This window comes from Pseudoalteromonas sp. APM04 (assembly GCF_022809815.1).
Lineage (GTDB): Bacteria > Pseudomonadota > Gammaproteobacteria > Enterobacterales > Alteromonadaceae > Pseudoalteromonas > Pseudoalteromonas marina.
The window spans coordinates 534,078-550,070 of sequence record NZ_CP094441.1 but is presented as its reverse complement, the minus strand read 5'-3'; the positions used below and the strand labels follow the sequence as shown (position 1 = coordinate 550,070).

Below are 15,993 nucleotides of genomic sequence, written 5' to 3'. Positions count from 1 at the left end.
CATTTTAATCCTTGTAAAAACGTAATATCACACGTTAAATTTAACATAGTTAACGGGGAATAGTGAGTTAAATTAAGGATTAAGAAACCACTTTTTTGTTATCAGCCACTAACCAGCACAATACGGCAATAAATAATAATGGCCATGCAATCATCACTGAGCCAAATAGCAAAGCCAAAACAGTACCAATAACAGCCACTGCTGCTGCACCAATCAAACCTAAAGTCACTAACGCAGCAATTGCGGCAACGGCTACAATGGCTATAAGTACACTCACTAATTCAACACCAACCCAGCTCATATCTGCAATCCACAATGGAAACTGCCACGTGTCAAAGTTTAAAAATGAGAATGAGTTAGTAAAAAACACCAAATAAATGAGTATACAAACAGCTATAGCTTTCATTTTAAAATTCCTTAATATGCTTTTCTTCTAAACAGCAATGCGCAATAAAATAACTAAGCGCAACTACAAACGGAAAACTTAAAAACAGTAAAATAGTAACCAAACGTGTTGCCCACACCGGAAAATCTAATCGGTAAGCTAAGCCACTACATACGCCAGATATCTTTTTATTTAGCGTGTCTTTAAACCAACCACGCTGATGATTAAATCGACTCATAATTCCTCCTAGGCGCTTTGTTTAGAACTAACATTTAAGCGTGCTTTTAAACTAGCCAGCTCTGTATCAATTTTTTCGTTTTTAACAAGTGACTCGATTTGAGTTGCCGTCGAATTAGCTTTATCAGTTAACTCATACGCCTCGACTTGTGCTTCAATACCCTCAACACGTTGCTCTATTTGCTCAAAACGAGAGAGTGCATGAGCTACTTTATCGCTATTTAACTGAGTATTTATATGCGACCTGGCAACGGCTACATCATGGCGCTGCGCTAGTTGAGCTTGCTTTGTTTTTGCCTCTGCTATTTTTTGTTGAAGGCGTTCACAGTCAGATCTAATTTTTAATAAAGACTCTTGTAAAGTCTCACGTTGAGCTTGTTTCTTTTCAATGCTTTCGCTTACAGCTTGTTTAGAAATGAGTGCTGACTTTGCAAGATCATCACGTCCTTTTTCAATTGCTAACTCAGCTTTAGATTGCCATGTCGCAAGCTCTGCTTTTTTAGTATCAAGGTGGCGGTTAATTGCTTTTTCTTCACATAAAAGCGCAGCGGCTGTGCTTCGGCATTCGTTTAATGCATCCTGCATATCGTTAAGCATTAAGTTAACCAGCTTTTGAGGATCTTCTGCTTTATCAAGCATTGCCACTATATTTGATTGAATAACATCGTTTACGCGATTAACTATTCCCATTGTATTCTCCTGTTGATTTTTAATTAATTACAACGAGTAGATTCCAAGAGTTATGCCAAGTCACTTTATATTAATAAAAGAAGCTTATTATCAAAGGGTTGAAATGAAAAAGATAAGATTAAAATGACCACACACTGAATAGTGCTAAGTATAATTGGCCAATAAATTATGTTTTTGACTAATTTTTAGGATCAAAAAAGCCACTGTATAAGTGGCTTTATATATTACGTTTGAAAAAATTACTCGGGAACAAAGCTAAGAGCTTTATCCATTACAGATAAATCAGCCTGTTTGCCATGGCCGTTCTCTGAAAGGTGACGTCTAAAGCCACGCGCACCAGGTTGTCCCTGAAAAATACCGAGCATATGACGTGCAACATGCCAAAAATTAGCGCCTAATCGCATTTCCTCTTCAATGTAATCATACATTGAGCGCACAACATCATGTCGGGTTTGCGTATTGGCTATATCCCCGTAAATTTTTTCATCAACCTCGTTAAGCATAAACGGATTACTGTAGGCCTCGCGCCCAACCATAACCCCGTCAATGTATTGAAGATGCTCTAGACTTTGTTCAATCGTTTTCACGCCGCCATTAATACTTAAATCGAGTTGCGGATAATCTTTCTTAAGCTGATATACACGCGGGTAATCAAGTGGCGGAACTTCACGGTTTTCTTTAGGGCTTAAACCATTTAGCCATGCTTTGCGCGCATGGATAATAAAGTCATCACAGCCTACTTTATGACTTGCTTCAATTAACGCACATAAAAACTCATACGAATCTTGTTCGTCTATACCAATGCGCGTTTTAACAGTCACCGGAATGCTAACTTCATTTTTCATTGCCGCAACGCACTGAGCAACCAATTCGGGTTCGGCCATTAAACACGCACCAAAGCGACCATTTTGAACCCGATCTGACGGGCAGCCTACATTTAGATTAATTTCATCATAACCACGCTCCCCGGCAAGCTTTGCACATTTTGCCAATGCCTCAGGATCAGAACCACCCAATTGCAATGCAACAGGTCCCTCATGCTGGTTAAAATGCAAGTAGTCACCTCGGCCAAACAAAATAGCGCCCGTGGTGATCATTTCTGTGTATAGCACGGTGTGCTTTGTCATTTTACGATGAAAAGTACGACAATGACGGTCAGTCCAATCAAGCATTGGGGCGACAGAAAAGCGTCTGTTTAAAGTTGGTTTATCCAAAATATATTCATCCAAATGTAAAACCCAAGTGGGTATAAAAGCAAGGCGTTTAAAGGAGGCGCATTTTACACAAAACCCCGACTAGCAGCAATATTAGCTATATACCTGCAAACCAAAGTAATGCGCAATACCATTTAAAATATTAGTTACTGCAACAGAGCTTAAAATAAGTCCCATTATTCTACTTATAATACTCGCGCCACTATCGCCAATAACTTTATGCACATGTGTTGCAAGTAAAAGTAATATGAGTACCAAAGCCAAAACAGCAAGCATCATCGAGGACGTCATCAGTTGCTCAATCCAAGTAAACTCTTCATTACGCGTCATAAGCACAGCACCTAACATAGCGCCTGGGCTCGCGATTGAAGGAATAGCCAATGGAAAAATGGCTGTTTCAGTGCTGTCACGTACGCTTTTTATTTCTGTTTCGGGTTTGCTTTCACCAAAAATCATCGACAGTGCAAAAAGCAGTAGCACTATGCCGCCCGCTATCTGAAAAGCCGACAATGGAATTTCAATCGCATTTAATAAAAGCTCACCAGCTACAACAAAAAATAGCAGCACAACAGCCGATACCCCAACGGCCTTAAAGATGACTTTGCGCTTAAATTTATCATCTTCTCCTCGGGTTACTGCGATAAATACAGGTACAGTTCCTATTGGGTCTATCACCGCAAAAAAGAAGATAAAAATGGCTAATAATTCGTTCATTTCGGGGTTTCCTAAATAAAAAGCGCCTAATAAAAACACTGCAACTACAACACAGTATGTTAGTATATCATGGTAGCGTAAGGATAAGAGAATGATGAATATAGAATCACTAGTTAGTAAAGCTAAGCAAGTATGTGACAACCGTGGCGCTCGTTTTACGCCTATCCGTGAAAAAGTATTTCGCTTATTAGCCAGTGCACAAGGCGGTGTAGGTGCCTATGATCTACTAGAACAACTAAAAATCACTGAGTCTGGTGCCAAGCCAGCCACTATTTATCGTGCATTAGACTTTTTAGCCGAACTAGGATTTATTCATAAAATTGAAAGCACCAACGCATTTATGTTGTGTCATCATTTTGATCATATTCATCCCGTACAATTGCTAATTTGCGACAACTGCGGATATGTTAAAGAACTTCACTCTACCGTTATCTCTCATGAGCTAAACAACTTAGCGGCAGAAAGTGGGTTTGTAGTATCAGGGCAAACAATTGAAGCTCATGGTAAATGTGAGTCTTGCAGAGCTTTATAAAAACAAAATAATTCTTTATGGCTATACTAGTAAGTTGTAGCCATTCAATAGCACAAATTTAAGAGTATTCAGTATGAATGTAGAGTTTATCAATCCTTTTTTATCATCATTAATCAACGTGTTAAGCACCATGGCACAAACACAGTTGAAACCTGGTAAACCGCGCATTAAAACTGATGAAGTCGCCTGTGGCGATGTATCTGGTTTAATTGGTATGGTTGGCCCGCAAACGCGTGGGTCGTTCTCAATCACATTTGACGAAAGTCTAGCTCTTACAATTATGGAACGTATGCTTGGCGAGCGCCCAGACACTATTAATGAAGAAGTCACAGACATGGTGGGTGAAATCACTAATATGGTAACCGGTGGTGCAAAAAACCTGTTAGGCGAAAAAGGGTTTGATTTTGATATGGCTACACCTATTGTTGTTTCAGGTGCAGGCCATACAATAACACATAAAAGCCAAGGCAAAAAAATCATAATGCCATTTAGTAGCGACGCTGGCACAGCCAATATAGAAGTTAGTTTCGATACACTATGAGTTGGCAACAAAAAACAATTTCACTAAAACCTCGTTCTCGGGGTTTTCACTTAATTGATGATGACGTTTTAAACCAACTCCCCGAAATTGCCCACTACAAAGTAGGCTTACTGCATTTATTTATTCAACACACATCAGCAAGTCTAACGATTAACGAAAATGCCGATCCTACTGTGCGTATGGATATGGAAAGCCACTTCAATAAATTTGTACCTGAGCGACAGCCTTATTATCGTCATGATTATGAAGGCGACGACGATATGCCTGCCCACATAAAAACCAGCATACTTGGTTGTGAGTTAAGTATTCCAATTTCAAATGGATACTTAGCTTTAGGAACTTGGCAGGGTATTTATTTAGGCGAGCACCGAGATGTTGGTGGCGCAAGGCGCATTATAGCAACTATTCAAGGTGAGCTGCTTTAACTAAAATTTCAAAACTTCTCAGTCAAAAAATATCCCCCCCCTCTTGCTTCAACTATACTACCTCAGGATAAAATATCGCTTTATTAATGAAAAGCTGGCTCTGCGCAAAAGTGATAACGTCAAATAATCAAAGTCTGAATGCTAAATATTACAAATAGGAAAAATTAGGTAATAAAGGTTTGAATTATGCTTTTTAATGAAGATATTTTGAAGGGATAAAAATATTGGAGCGGTACACGAGGCTCGAACTCGTGACCTCGACCTTGGCAAGGTCGCGCTCTACCAACTGAGCTAGTACCGCATTTTTACTTCTTTAGTTATTTTACGTTGGTGCGCGACAGGTCGCGTTCAACACTCTAGCAACTGAGCTAGTACCGCATTTTTAGTTAGAAATTGGAGCGGTACACGAGGCTCGAACTCGTGACCTCGACCTTGGCAAGGTCGCGCTCTACCAACTGAGCTAGTACCGCATTTCTAAATTTTAACTCCAATTTCTTTGGTGAGAAATTGGAGCGGCACACGAGGCTCGAACTCGTGACCTCGACCTTGGCAAGGTCGCGCTCTACCAACTGAGCTAGTGCCGCATTATGGTTAGTCAGTAATTTTTCCGTTGGTGCGCGACACGTCGCGTCCAACATCCCGGCAACTGAGCTAGCGCCGCACTTTCTGATGATAATTTAACCGCTTAAGCACACTAACCCCGCGGGGGTTATCGTCTTGAGCGGGGCAGGATTCTACAATAATACGATGTGTTTGCAAGTGTTTTTTACAAATTAAAGAATTTTTCTCTGTATACCTTCAATTCCATGATCGAATCTTTAATGTCGTCTAAGGCAAGGTGAGAGCCTTTTTTATTCACTTGAGCGAGCACTTCTGGTTTCCAACGTCTAGCAAGTTCTTTAATCGTACTTACATCAAGGTTGCGGTAATGGAAAAAATCTTCGAGTTCACGCATATATTTATTCATAAAGCGTCTGTCTTGCCCAATTGAGTTACCGCACATTGGGGATGCACCGGCTGGCACCCATTGCTTTAAAAACTCTAATGTTTGCGCTACCGCATACTCTTCATCAAACGCACTTGCTTTACAACGCGCAGTTAAGCCTGATTTGCCGTGCTGAGTAGTACACCACTCGTCCATACCATTAAGTAATTCATCGCTTTGATGAATAGCAATAGTTGGCCCCTCAGCTAATATATTAAGGTCTGCATCAGTGACAACAGTTGCAATTTCAAGTATTTTGTCGGTCGCAGGTTCAAGTCCGGTCATTTCCAGATCGAGCCAAATTAAGTTTGATTTATTAATAGTCATAATTACCTTAAACGGTGCTTTTCTTTAGATCCAACGCATTTCGATATATCATATTAGCATCAACCGTCGAGCTAAAGCTTTTTTTATACCAACTCGGTTAAGTATTATTGCGAATTGGTATTATGCTCAAAGCCGACATTTAAACAAGGTTATAGGCCAAACGTGGCAAAACAGAAAAAATTAAGTAAAGGCCAATCGCGTCAGATCAAGGCCAATCATCAAAAGCGTATTAATAGCGCAGGTTCAAAACCAGCTAAAAAAGGTGCCCAAGAGTGGCAGGCAGATAATTTAGGTCAGGTTGAAAGCGCCATTGTGATCAGTCGATTTGGTCAGCACGCTGATGTTGAAACGCAAAATGGAGACGTGCTTCGCTGTAATATACGCCGAACGGTATCTAATTTAGTATGTGGCGACGAAGTGTTATTTCGTCGCGCTAAAGTAAGTGAAGGCGATTTAGCCGGAGTTATTGAAGCAACACAAGAGCGTCGCTCGCAGCTTACTCGCCCCGATTTCTACGATGGGGTAAAAGTAATTGCTGCAAATATTGACCAAATACTTATGGTTTCTGCTGTATTACCTGAGTTTACACCCAGCATTATTGACCGTTATTTGATTGCGTGTGAAGACATGGGTATTGAGCCTATTTTAGTCCTCAACAAAATCGATTTAATCGACGAAGCCGGCCTAAAAGATATTCAAAACGTGCTCGATATTTATCGCAAATTAAATTATCGCGTACTGCTTGTCAGCAATATAACCGGAGAAGGAATTGATGAGCTTAAAGACATGCTTGTTGGTAAAAATAATATTTTTGTAGGTCAAAGTGGCGTGGGTAAATCAACCCTAGTAAATACTGTACTGCCAAATGCCGAAATATTAACGAAAGAGGTATCAGAGAACAGTGGCTTAGGCCAACACACCACAACGGTATCTCGCCTTCATCACTTACCCACTGGCGGTAACTTAATTGACTCGCCGGGTATTCGTGAATTTGGGTTGTGGCATTTAGACGTTGAGCGTGTAACTTGGTGCTTTAAAGAATTTAGAGAATTTATAGGTGGATGCCGCTTTAGAGACTGCAAACACTTAAATGACCCGGGCTGTATAATTAAAGAAGCCGTAGCCAATGGCGACATTTCGCAACTACGCTTTGACAGCTACCACCGAATTTTAGAATCAATGGCCGATGGCCGTGCCGGCGCTCGTGCGCCGCGTGTATAATTAAGGAAAAATACCGTGAGCTTAGACAAATTTAAAATCGCAATGCAGTACGCAATGCCAAAACACTTTATTTCGCGCGTTGTGGGTAAATTAGCAGCTGCAAAAGCCGGTGCGTTAACAACAACGCTTATTAAACTGTTTATCAAGCAATATAAAATAGATATGAGTGAGGCTAAATATTCAGACCCGTCTCATTACAAAACATTTAACGAGTTTTTTACTCGTCCACTCAAAGACGGCGTTCGTCCAATGGTTGAAGACGCTGATACAATAATTCATCCAGTAGATGGTGCAATTAGCCAGCTAGGCGACATAGTTGATGGACAGCTTATTCAAGCCAAAGGCCACGACTATAGCTTGCAGGCACTTCTAGGTGGGTCTGAGGACGATACAACTGCGTTTTTAGGTGGTAAATTTGCAACTATTTATTTAGCACCAAAAGATTACCACCGTATTCATATGCCTATTGATGGCACATTAAGCAAAATGATTTACGTACCGGGCGATTTATTTTCGGTAAATCCGCTTACAGCGCAGAATGTTCCCAACTTATTTGCGCGTAACGAGCGTGTAGTGGCTATTTTTGAAACGGAAATAGGTCCACTCGCTATGGTATTGGTAGGCGCAACCATTGTCGCAAGCATAGAAACTGTTTGGGCCGGTACTGTTACTCCACCAGCGGGTAGTGATGTATTTAGTTGGAATTACCCGACCAGCGGTGAAAACGCAATCACACTTAAGAAAGGCGAGGAAATGGGTCGCTTTAAATTAGGCTCAACGGTAGTGCTTGCATGGGGTGCTAATAAAGCAAACATACTAGACGATCAACTACCAGAAGTGGTTACTCGCTTAGGTACTGCGTTTGCAAAAATTAAAGGAAGTGAAGAGCTATAAGTTTTTAGTTTTTAGTTTTTAGTTAAAGATTAAAAGCACCGCGTTTATGACAAATGCGGTGCTTTTTATTGGTAGACAATGAGCTTGCTCATGTTAGAAGCGCAGCTTCTCATGGCTTAATCCCAAGTTTAGCCCCGCGAATTACCTCTTATTTTATCTACCACACTCTTTACAGTTTAAATCTTTAACTACTTTAAAATGTTGCTGCTTTAAACTCAGCGCATCAAAGGTAATAAATGCACTCCCCTCAACATGCCCGAGTAAAAAATTAAGCGTAAGTTGTGCCTGCATAGAACCAACAATCCCTAATAAAGGGCTTATTACCCCCGCATTACTACAATTAATAGCGGGTGCATCACTCGTTTTTGGAAAAATACAGCCGTAGCAAGGGCTTTGAGTCTGTGTAAAGTCAAAGCCCATTAACTGCCCGCTTGTCGCGATAGCAGCGCCAGCTATTAAACGCGTTTTATTTGCTAAGCAATACCGGTTAACTGCATAGCGCGTGGTAAAATTATCTGAGCAATCAAGTACTACATCGGCATTGCTTAAAAGCTCAGCGCAATTCTCCTCATCAAGCTTTTTACTGTGCGTTACTATATTTATTTGATTATTGAGGCTCGTTAATACTTTACCAGCGGCCGCTACCTTACTTTGTCCTAAATGATTAACTTTATAAAGCACTTGGCGCTGTAGGTTTGAAAGCTCAACGGCATCATCGTCTATTAAAATAAGCATTCCAATACCTGCCGCCGCTAAATACAAAAGTGCTGGACTGCCTAAACCGCCTGCACCGACTACAGCAACAGTGGCAGACTTTAGTGCTAACTGCCCTTCTAGCCCCACTTCTTTTAATAATAAGTGGCGGCTATAACGCAGGGTTTCTTTATCGCTGAGCTTATCCATTTGGCTGGTTTATAGCGCTTTGTAGCGAGCTAATAGCTGCAATATAGTCATCCGCTTCACTAATGGCCCTTACTACCGCAACACTACCGACGCCTGTATTAGCAACTTCATTTGCGCGGGTTAAATCAATTCCGCCAATGGCAACCGTTGGGTAGCTTTGCATTAATGGCACACACTTTTTAAGTTTATCGAGCCCTTGTATTTGCCCTGTCATATCTTTGGTTGTGGTTGGATAAATAGCGCCAAATGCCATATAACTTGGTCGGTAATTATGCGCACGCAGCATTTCATAAAAACCATGAGTCGAAAGCCCAAGCCTTAAACCCGCCTCTTTAATGGCGGCTAAATTAGCAATGTCTAAGTCTTCTTGGCCTAAATGCACGCCATAAGCACCGTGCTTTATTGCTAACTGCCAGTAATCATTTATAAATACGTGAGCGCGGTACTTTTTACCCAGTTCAACAGCCTGTTTTATGAGTTCATCAAGCTCAGTCTCAGTTTTATTTTTAACACGTAATTGCGCTGTTTTGATCCCTTCCTGTAAGCACTTTTCTAGCCAGTCATTACTATCAACAACCGCGTACAAGCCTAATTGTTTACTTTCACAAGGTGCAAAATCAGCGGCCATATTAAACTCAAGCGGCACATCAAAATCAAGTTCATCACCAAGCCAGCTACCTGGCTCTATAACTTGAGGATAGTCATCTAAATGTGTAGGAAATGATGTTTGCGCTACAGGCCCTATTCCTTCACCGTATCTAACCGACTGCTTTAAACCTTGGTTTATATAAGCTTTGGCTAAAATAAAGGCATCTTTTAGTGGGTAATCTTTTGCTAAACACGCTGCAATAACCGACGCCATACTGCACCCCGTACCATGGTTGTGTGGGGTTTGAATTTTTTTATTACCTAGCCAATATTCTTCATTATTTTGTATGCAGTAATCAATACAGTAACCACTAGGGAAATCCCAATGCCCACCTTTAATAACCACTGACTTTGCTCCCCAACTTAGCAGTTTATTTGCAGCGTCTTTAACGGCGCTTGGGCCAATTAAATATACGCCCGTTAATAATTGAGTCTCGTGCGTGTTAGGTGTTATTACATCCACCAGCGGCAATAAGCACTCTTTAATAGCGCTTACGGTATCTTCTTCGGTTAATACATCACCGCTTGAGGCAATAGCAACGGGGTCATAAACAATTACTGGTGGAACTGGCCATTTAGCTTTGTAGTGGCTTATGTGTTCACTGATTAATTGAATTTGCTGCACATTTGCTAACATGCCAATTTTAATTACTTTGGCCTTCATGTCTTTTTCAAGTGCCAAAAGCTGTAATTCAATAATATCGGTAGACACCGCATTAATAGCTTCTACACCTAAACTATTTTGCGCCGTAAGCGCAGTAATTGCGGTACAGCCATGTACACCAAAACTTTGCATCGCCTTTATATCGGCTTGAATACCTGCGCCACCGCCAGAATCAGATCCGGCAATTGTCCACACTACGTTATTCATATATTTTATTTCCTTACTGCTGATGCCAAAACGGCATGCCCATTGTAGGAGTTGAGGGTGCTGCGAGGTCTTTTTCGGGCATTGCTTTAGCGTTATAAGCAAAGCGCCCTGCCTCAACCGCCGCCTTAAATGCAAGGCTCATAGTTTTTGGGCAACCCGCCCCAGCAATGGCTGAATTTAATAATACAGCATCATACCCTAATTCAAGCGCTTGGCAGGCATGCGACGGTAGACCTAACCCTGCATCCACGATAAGTGTTGTATTTGGTAAGCGCTCACGAATCGTTTTTAAATTGTAACTATTTAACAAGCCTTTTCCTGTACCTATTGGTGCCCCCCATGGCATAAGCACTTCGCATCCTAGGTCATTTAAACGCTGACAAAGCACTAAATCATCGGTGCAATAAGGCAGTACTTTAAACCCATCGTTAATTAGTATTTCTGTGGCTTCAAGCAAAGCAAATGGATCAGGTTGCAAGTTATAGTCATCACCTATCAGCTCAAGCTTAATCCAATCGGTAGCAAATACTTCACGACACATTCGAGCAAGGGTTACCGCTTCTTTTACGCTGTGACACCCAGCCGTATTGGGTAATATTTTTAAACCCGTATTTTTTATCAATTGCCAAAAGTCATCACCTGCTTCTGCACTTTGCTGACGCCTTAGTGATACCGTGACAACCCCCGCACCGGACGCTTCAATTGATTGCGTCATAATATCTGGCGATGGATACAAAGCGGTGCCAATTAATAATCGGCTATTAATTGCTTCACCATAAATATTTAGCGTGTCTTTTACTTGCATGCGCTACCCACCTTGAATGGGCGATAACAATTCAATGCTATCCCCTTCATTTATAACAAAACCGTTATGCTGACTTTTTGGTATAAATACGCCATTAACAGCCACCGCATAAGGGGCAATTGCTCCATATTCTTTCAATATCTCAAGTAACGCATGAGAGGTTAAATCTAAAAGCTCACCGTTTAACGTAATCTTCATTTAATTCTCACCTATGTACGATAGCGCTTGTGCAACAAGAACAGGGGCTAACATATAGCCATGACGATATAAGCCATTAATGCTAATAACATTTCCTGATTTTTTCACTTGTGGTCTGTTATCACTAAACGCAGGCCGAAGCCCTGTTTGAACCCCTAATAAACGCCCTTCTGCAAACCCACTATGCACCGTGTAAGCTGCCGACAATAGTTCTAGTGTTGAACGTACAGTGGCTGGGCCGCTGTCTTGCGATTCAATTTCAGTTGCACCAATGACATATTCATTATTAGGTTTTGGTGCAATATAAATAGGATATCGCGGATGCATTAATCGCACTGGACGCGTTAAATTAACTTCTGGCGCATAAAGTCGCGCAACCTCACCTCTTACGCCACGAAGCAGTTGCTCCTTTTTTGCGCCAAGCCCTCTGCAATCAATAATAAAATCAAACGGGCGATTATTAATTTCACCATTTTTAATAGTTACCCGCTGATTAAACACAAACTTTACTTTTCGCCTGTTAAGCATGCTATAGCTTGCTTTATAAAAGGCTTGGTTATCTATTTGCCCTTCACAGGGTAAAAACACACCTTGGCTAAAACGATTCGCAAGCTCTGGCTCTAACTGCGCTATTTTCTGAGCATTTAAGGCCTCAGTATTGTGCCCAGCTATGGGTTTTATTCGCTGGGTAAAGCTTTGCAGGTCGCCTTTATCTTGCTGATGTGCAACCACTAATGTGCCTTGCTGCTGAAAAAACACATCGTGTTCAAGCTCTTCTATTATTTGTGGCCAGCGATTAATCGAATCCAATCCCATTTGCGCTAAATCGGCTTCACACAATACCGACTCAGCCAATGGCGCAAGCATAGCTGCTGCAACTTTGCCTGCGCTATTGAGAGCATGTTCATCATCGGCCTCAAACACGCTCACATTGTGCTGCTTACTTAGCTCAAGTGCAGCAAGCCTTCCTGCTAAACCAAATCCAACAATTGCAATATGGTACTGCATAAAAAATCCTTCATTGGCTGGCCGCGAGTCACAAACTACATGCAATCTTGTGCTAAGGTAGCCACCTCATTGCACGTAGTTAGATATCTGCAGCCTAAGGTCGAGTTATATCGCTTTGTGATAAATTTCAGAGCCCGTTTGCTTAAACTCCTCTGATTTAGCTTTCATTTGTGCTTCTACATCAATCATTTTAATTTCAATAGCCTCACCCGCGTTATTGGGATCAATACCACGCTCCTCTAAATCGTTAGCGTAATCGCGTACTTCTTGGCTGATTTTCATAGAGCAAAATTTAGGGCCACACATAGAGCAAAAATGAGCTACTTTGCCCGACTCTTGTGGCAGTGTTTCGTCGTGGTATTCGCGGGCACGTTCAGGGTCTAAACCAATATTAAATTGGTCATGCCATCTAAACTCAAAACGCGCTTTTGACAAGGCATTATCGCGCTCTTGCGCGCCTGGGTGTCCTTTAGCTAAATCGGCGGCATGCGCTGCAATTTTGTAGGTAATTAAACCTTCTTTAACGTCTTCTTTATTTGGTAAGCCTAAATGTTCTTTTGGCGTTACATAACACAACATAGCACAGCCATACCACGCTATTTGCGCAGCTCCAATGCCCGATGTAATGTGGTCGTACCCTGGTGCAATATCGGTTGTTAGTGGGCCTAGAGTATAAAATGGCGCTTCGCCACAATGTTCTAGTTGCTCATCCATGTTGGCTTTGATCATGTGCATTGGCACATGCCCTGGCCCTTCAATAAATACTTGTACGTCATGCTTCCATGCTATTTGTGTTAGCTCGCCTAATGTACGTAACTCACTAAATTGTGCTTCATCGTTTGCATCAGCAATAGAGCCTGGGCGAAGGCCATCGCCTAATGAAAAACACACATCGTATTGTTTTAAAATTTCACAAATATCTTCAAAGTGCGTGTATAAAAAGTTCTCTTTATGGTGCGCTAAACACCATTTGGCCATAATAGAGCCACCGCGCGATACAATACCTGTAACACGTTTTGCCGTCATAGGTACGTAGCGCAAAAGCACACCTGCATGAATAGTAAAGTAGTCAACGCCCTGCTCTGCTTGTTCAATTAAGGTATCGCGGAATATTTCCCACGTTAAGTCTTCAGCTACACCGTTTACTTTTTCAAGGGCCTGATAAATAGGCACAGTACCAATGGGTACAGGCGAGTTACGTACTACCCACTCACGTGTTTCATGAATATAGCGCCCTGTTGATAAATCCATTACGGTATCGGCGCCCCAACGAGTCGACCACACCATTTTTTCTACTTCTTCTTCAATAGATGAAGTGACCGATGAATTACCTATATTAGCGTTCACTTTAACCAAAAAGTTACGGCCAACAATCATTGGTTCGGTTTCTGGATGATTTATATTGTTAGGTAAAATTGCGCGGCCACGCGCTATTTCGTCACGTACAAATTCAGGGGTTATAAAATCGGGAATACTCGCGCCAAACGACTCACCCTTATGCTGCGCAGCTAATAACTCTTCTCGAATCTTTGCACGCCCCATATTTTCTCGCACTGCAACGTATTCCATCTCTGGCGTTACAATACCTTGGCGGGCGTAATGCATTTGTGTGACATTTTTGCCCGCTTTACCACGGCGAATTTTTGGTAGGTGATCAAATCGAATATGATCAAGTCCATCATCAGCCATACGCTGCTGTGCAAACTGCGAGGTGACCGAATCGAGTACTTCTGTATCGTTGCGCTCTGCAATCCATTGCTCACGAAATTTTGGTAACCCTTTGCGTACATCTAATTCAAAATTTGGGTCAGTGTAAGGGCCCGATGTATCGTAAACACGAAGGGGCTCATTAGATTCATACACCGGATTTTCGTCGGTGCCACCAATAAACGTATCACTGAGTGTTATTTCGCGCATACCTACACGCACGCCTGGCTGGCTACCTTCAACGTACACTTTTTGAGAATTTGGAAATGGCTGCCCTGTTAAATTATAAATATATTCAGATGCAGCTGCGCGCGTTTCGCGACGCGATGATTTATTTGTAGTGTTTGACATGACTTACCTCATAACTAAAGGGTTGTCTTGTCAGATATTCCAAAAGGAATAGAGAAAGATCGTAAAGTAGCTTCATGCCACTTTGCAGCCTATAAAAATGGGTATCGCTTTATTGCACGCATAAAAAAAGACGCACAAGCGTCCCGTTTTAGGCAGCTTGTTCCCTACGCAGGTATTAACCTGATCAGGTTCACGGATCCCGCTTTCGCGATCTCAGCCTAAGCAACATACTTAGGCACTCCGACAAGTATATAAATTGTTCGTTGATTTAATAAACAATCTTATTAAATCTGCGTTGAGTGTACGCCAGTTAAAAAAGACCCGCAAGGGGTCATTTTTTAAAACTCTAAAATTTATTTAGCAACAAATACAAACTTTTGCTCGCCTTGCATAACTAATTTTTGACCTTGCATGCTAAGCGTTGCACCTTGCTTTAACGTTTTTAAAAACTGCTGTTCAAACTTATCTGTTTTTTCGCCGCAAGATTTTCGGGTCATTCCAACTTTTTGCACACTAAGGCTACTTTCGTTAAGTTCACCCTCACCAAAGAATCGGTTACATCCTGCAAATCCATTTACTTGAAGCGCTTCTATAAAGCTAACGGAAGCCGTGTATTGCTCCTCTAAGGCTAAATCATCAATTGTAGATAACTGCCATTGTGTGTATTTTAGCTGCTCACTGGTAACGGTCCCTGTTGATGCGCAACCAACACATAAACCGATTAAAAGCATCGGTATTGCTGATAATTTCATACTGCTACTAACTCATTGTCTAATTAATGTCATAATAACAATATTTATGCGATTTATCCGTTAAATTTGCATGTTTTAAATGTAATTTTTTGTTCATAAAACGTTATTTATAGAATATGAGTTAGCCTAAATCATTATTGTTAAATAGGGTTTGCATTTCGGGTGGTAAAAAAGGACGCCCTTTTTCGTTAACGGCAGTACCTATTACTTTTGCTTTAAGCATCACTTGCTGGTCGTGTTTACGTACAATAGTTTGCTCAAACGCAAACTTTAAACGACTTAGACGAACGGGCTTTACAGACACATAAAACTCATCTTCTGGCACCAATGAGTGCTTGTAATCAACTTCACTACGAATCACAACTAAATTAACTTTTTGCTTAGCAAGTAATGCAAAGTCAACACCGTTCGAAAATAGGAATTCATGGCGGGCATGTTCTAAATAATTAAAATAAACACTGTTATTAACGATCCCTTGTAAATCGCATTCGTAATGACGTACTTTAAAATCAACTTTAAAAGTCATATTAGTAATCCTAGTTTTTTTACGTATAATCGCTGCGTTATAACACAGGTATAAAAATA

The 15,993-nt window shown here is 41.2% G+C and carries 19 protein-coding genes, 3 tRNA genes and 1 riboswitch; of the genes, 5 read left to right on the top strand and 17 right to left on the bottom strand.

What is annotated here, in order from left to right:
- Window positions 1-79: 79 nt before the first annotated feature.
- From MTP24_RS02565 to MTP24_RS02545, 5 genes are all read right to left on the bottom strand, one after another.
- Complete coding sequence (locus MTP24_RS02565) at window positions 80-406, bottom strand: hypothetical protein (protein ID WP_008130274.1); 327 nt, start codon at window positions 404-406, stop codon at window positions 80-82.
- A 1-nt stretch (window position 407) separates the two neighbouring features.
- On the bottom strand, window positions 408-623 hold the full coding sequence (locus MTP24_RS02560) for a PspC domain-containing protein (RefSeq protein ID WP_008130273.1): 216 nt from the start codon (window positions 621-623) through the stop codon (window positions 408-410).
- An 8-nt stretch (window positions 624-631) separates the two neighbouring features.
- Window positions 632-1,312, bottom strand: a complete 681-nt coding sequence (locus MTP24_RS02555) for a PspA/IM30 family protein (protein WP_243532644.1) — start codon at window positions 1,310-1,312, stop codon at window positions 632-634.
- Window positions 1,313-1,551: 239 nt separating this feature from the next.
- Complete coding sequence (gene dusA, locus MTP24_RS02550; protein ID WP_279388989.1) at window positions 1,552-2,526, bottom strand: tRNA dihydrouridine(20/20a) synthase DusA; 975 nt, start codon at window positions 2,524-2,526, stop codon at window positions 1,552-1,554.
- 93 nt (window positions 2,527-2,619) lie between these two features.
- A complete protein-coding gene (locus MTP24_RS02545; protein WP_006792079.1) occupies window positions 2,620-3,240 on the bottom strand; it encodes a MarC family protein in 621 nt (206 codons plus the stop codon).
- Window positions 3,241-3,334: 94 nt separating this feature from the next.
- On the opposite strand from MTP24_RS02545, the gene MTP24_RS02540 reads away from it, so the two are divergent.
- The 3 genes from MTP24_RS02540 to MTP24_RS02530 all read left to right on the top strand — a co-directional run bounded on the left by MTP24_RS02540 (window position 3,335) and on the right by MTP24_RS02530 (window position 4,738).
- On the top strand, window positions 3,335-3,772 hold the full coding sequence (locus tag MTP24_RS02540) for a transcriptional repressor (RefSeq protein ID WP_033019044.1): 438 nt from the start codon (window positions 3,335-3,337) through the stop codon (window positions 3,770-3,772).
- A gap of 73 nt (window positions 3,773-3,845) precedes the next feature.
- Window positions 3,846-4,313, top strand: a complete 468-nt coding sequence (locus MTP24_RS02535; protein WP_006792077.1) for a chemotaxis protein CheX — start codon at window positions 3,846-3,848, stop codon at window positions 4,311-4,313.
- Window positions 4,310-4,738, top strand: coding sequence for a secondary thiamine-phosphate synthase enzyme YjbQ (locus MTP24_RS02530; protein ID WP_039036362.1), 429 nt, complete (start codon window positions 4,310-4,312; stop codon window positions 4,736-4,738). The genes MTP24_RS02535 and MTP24_RS02530 overlap by 4 nt, the downstream gene beginning before the upstream one ends.
- 225 nt (window positions 4,739-4,963) lie before the next feature.
- On the opposite strand, the gene MTP24_RS02525 is transcribed toward MTP24_RS02530, so the two are convergent.
- From MTP24_RS02525 to orn, 4 genes are all read right to left on the bottom strand, one after another.
- A tRNA-Gly gene (locus MTP24_RS02525) sits at window positions 4,964-5,039 on the bottom strand.
- Between the two features lie 93 nt (window positions 5,040-5,132).
- Window positions 5,133-5,208 (bottom strand) — tRNA-Gly (locus tag MTP24_RS02520).
- A 38-nt stretch (window positions 5,209-5,246) separates the two neighbouring features.
- Window positions 5,247-5,322, bottom strand: a tRNA-Gly gene (locus MTP24_RS02515).
- Window positions 5,323-5,504: 182 nt separating this feature from the next.
- Complete coding sequence (gene orn, locus MTP24_RS02510; RefSeq protein ID WP_006792074.1) at window positions 5,505-6,050, bottom strand: oligoribonuclease; 546 nt, start codon at window positions 6,048-6,050, stop codon at window positions 5,505-5,507.
- 162 nt (window positions 6,051-6,212) lie between these two features.
- Here orn and rsgA point away from each other — a divergent pair, with 162 nt between their 5' ends.
- Together rsgA and asd are read left to right on the top strand one after the other, a co-directional pair.
- A complete protein-coding gene (gene rsgA, locus MTP24_RS02505) occupies window positions 6,213-7,271 on the top strand; it encodes a small ribosomal subunit biogenesis GTPase RsgA (RefSeq protein WP_243532643.1) in 1,059 nt (352 codons plus the stop codon).
- A gap of 15 nt (window positions 7,272-7,286) precedes the next feature.
- Complete coding sequence (gene asd, locus MTP24_RS02500; protein WP_243532641.1) at window positions 7,287-8,165, top strand: archaetidylserine decarboxylase; 879 nt, start codon at window positions 7,287-7,289, stop codon at window positions 8,163-8,165.
- Window positions 8,166-8,318: 153 nt separating this feature from the next.
- Here the strand turns inward: asd and MTP24_RS02495 are convergent, their stop codons facing one another.
- The 8 genes from MTP24_RS02495 to MTP24_RS02460 all read right to left on the bottom strand — a co-directional run bounded on the left by MTP24_RS02495 (window position 8,319) and on the right by MTP24_RS02460 (window position 15,934).
- On the bottom strand, window positions 8,319-9,068 hold the full coding sequence (locus MTP24_RS02495) for a HesA/MoeB/ThiF family protein (protein ID WP_243532639.1): 750 nt from the start codon (window positions 9,066-9,068) through the stop codon (window positions 8,319-8,321).
- A complete protein-coding gene (gene thiE / locus MTP24_RS02490) occupies window positions 9,061-10,587 on the bottom strand; it encodes a thiamine phosphate synthase (protein ID WP_243532637.1) in 1,527 nt (508 codons plus the stop codon). The genes MTP24_RS02495 and thiE overlap by 8 nt, the downstream gene beginning before the upstream one ends.
- 13 nt (window positions 10,588-10,600) lie before the next feature.
- Window positions 10,601-11,392 carry a thiazole synthase gene (locus MTP24_RS02485; RefSeq protein WP_243532635.1) on the bottom strand — a complete coding sequence of 264 codons (792 nt, stop codon included), beginning with the start codon at window positions 11,390-11,392 and terminating at the stop codon, window positions 10,601-10,603.
- A gap of 3 nt (window positions 11,393-11,395) precedes the next feature.
- Window positions 11,396-11,590 (bottom strand): sulfur carrier protein ThiS, encoded by a 195-nt coding sequence (thiS, locus tag MTP24_RS02480; protein ID WP_006792068.1) that lies wholly within the window; start codon window positions 11,588-11,590, stop codon window positions 11,396-11,398.
- On the bottom strand, window positions 11,591-12,598 hold the full coding sequence (locus MTP24_RS02475) for an FAD-dependent oxidoreductase (RefSeq protein WP_138739950.1): 1,008 nt from the start codon (window positions 12,596-12,598) through the stop codon (window positions 11,591-11,593). It lies immediately after the preceding gene.
- Between the two features lie 105 nt (window positions 12,599-12,703).
- Window positions 12,704-14,656: a phosphomethylpyrimidine synthase ThiC gene (gene thiC, locus MTP24_RS02470; RefSeq protein ID WP_243532633.1), complete on the bottom strand. Its 1,953-nt coding sequence runs from the start codon at window positions 14,654-14,656 to the stop codon at window positions 12,704-12,706.
- Window positions 14,657-14,800: 144 nt separating this feature from the next.
- Window positions 14,801-14,909, bottom strand: a riboswitch (TPP riboswitch).
- A gap of 100 nt (window positions 14,910-15,009) precedes the next feature.
- A complete protein-coding gene (locus MTP24_RS02465; RefSeq protein WP_243532631.1) occupies window positions 15,010-15,408 on the bottom strand; it encodes an META domain-containing protein in 399 nt (132 codons plus the stop codon).
- A 121-nt stretch (window positions 15,409-15,529) separates the two neighbouring features.
- Window positions 15,530-15,934: an acyl-CoA thioesterase gene (locus MTP24_RS02460; RefSeq protein ID WP_058428325.1), complete on the bottom strand. Its 405-nt coding sequence runs from the start codon at window positions 15,932-15,934 to the stop codon at window positions 15,530-15,532.
- Window positions 15,935-15,993 lie beyond the last annotated feature (59 nt).

Bases quoted from the DNA above. Each gene is read 5' to 3' on its own strand.
- MTP24_RS02565 (WP_008130274.1), bottom strand. From the start codon at position 406: ATGAAAGCTATAGCTGTTTGTATACTCATTTATTTGGTGTTTTTTACT.
- MTP24_RS02560 (WP_008130273.1), bottom strand. From the start codon at position 623: ATGAGTCGATTTAATCATCAGCGTGGTTGGTTTAAAGACACGCTAAAT.
- MTP24_RS02555 (WP_243532644.1), bottom strand. From the start codon at position 1,312: ATGGGAATAGTTAATCGCGTAAACGATGTTATTCAATCAAATATAGTG.
- MTP24_RS02545 (WP_006792079.1), bottom strand. From the start codon at position 3,240: ATGAACGAATTATTAGCCATTTTTATCTTCTTTTTTGCGGTGATAGAC.
- MTP24_RS02540 (WP_033019044.1), top strand. From the start codon at position 3,335: ATGAATATAGAATCACTAGTTAGTAAAGCTAAGCAAGTATGTGACAAC.
- MTP24_RS02535 (WP_006792077.1), top strand. From the start codon at position 3,846: ATGAATGTAGAGTTTATCAATCCTTTTTTATCATCATTAATCAACGTG.
- MTP24_RS02530 (WP_039036362.1), top strand. From the start codon at position 4,310: ATGAGTTGGCAACAAAAAACAATTTCACTAAAACCTCGTTCTCGGGGT.
- orn (WP_006792074.1), bottom strand. From the start codon at position 6,050: ATGACTATTAATAAATCAAACTTAATTTGGCTCGATCTGGAAATGACC.
- MTP24_RS02495 (WP_243532639.1), bottom strand. From the start codon at position 9,068: ATGGATAAGCTCAGCGATAAAGAAACCCTGCGTTATAGCCGCCACTTA.
- thiE (WP_243532637.1), bottom strand. From the start codon at position 10,587: ATGAATAACGTAGTGTGGACAATTGCCGGATCTGATTCTGGCGGTGGC.
- MTP24_RS02485 (WP_243532635.1), bottom strand. From the start codon at position 11,392: ATGCAAGTAAAAGACACGCTAAATATTTATGGTGAAGCAATTAATAGC.
- thiS (WP_006792068.1), bottom strand. From the start codon at position 11,590: ATGAAGATTACGTTAAACGGTGAGCTTTTAGATTTAACCTCTCATGCG.
- MTP24_RS02475 (WP_138739950.1), bottom strand. From the start codon at position 12,598: ATGCAGTACCATATTGCAATTGTTGGATTTGGTTTAGCAGGAAGGCTT.
- thiC (WP_243532633.1), bottom strand. From the start codon at position 14,656: ATGTCAAACACTACAAATAAATCATCGCGTCGCGAAACGCGCGCAGCT.
- MTP24_RS02465 (WP_243532631.1), bottom strand. From the start codon at position 15,408: ATGAAATTATCAGCAATACCGATGCTTTTAATCGGTTTATGTGTTGGT.
- MTP24_RS02460 (WP_058428325.1), bottom strand. From the start codon at position 15,934: ATGACTTTTAAAGTTGATTTTAAAGTACGTCATTACGAATGCGATTTA.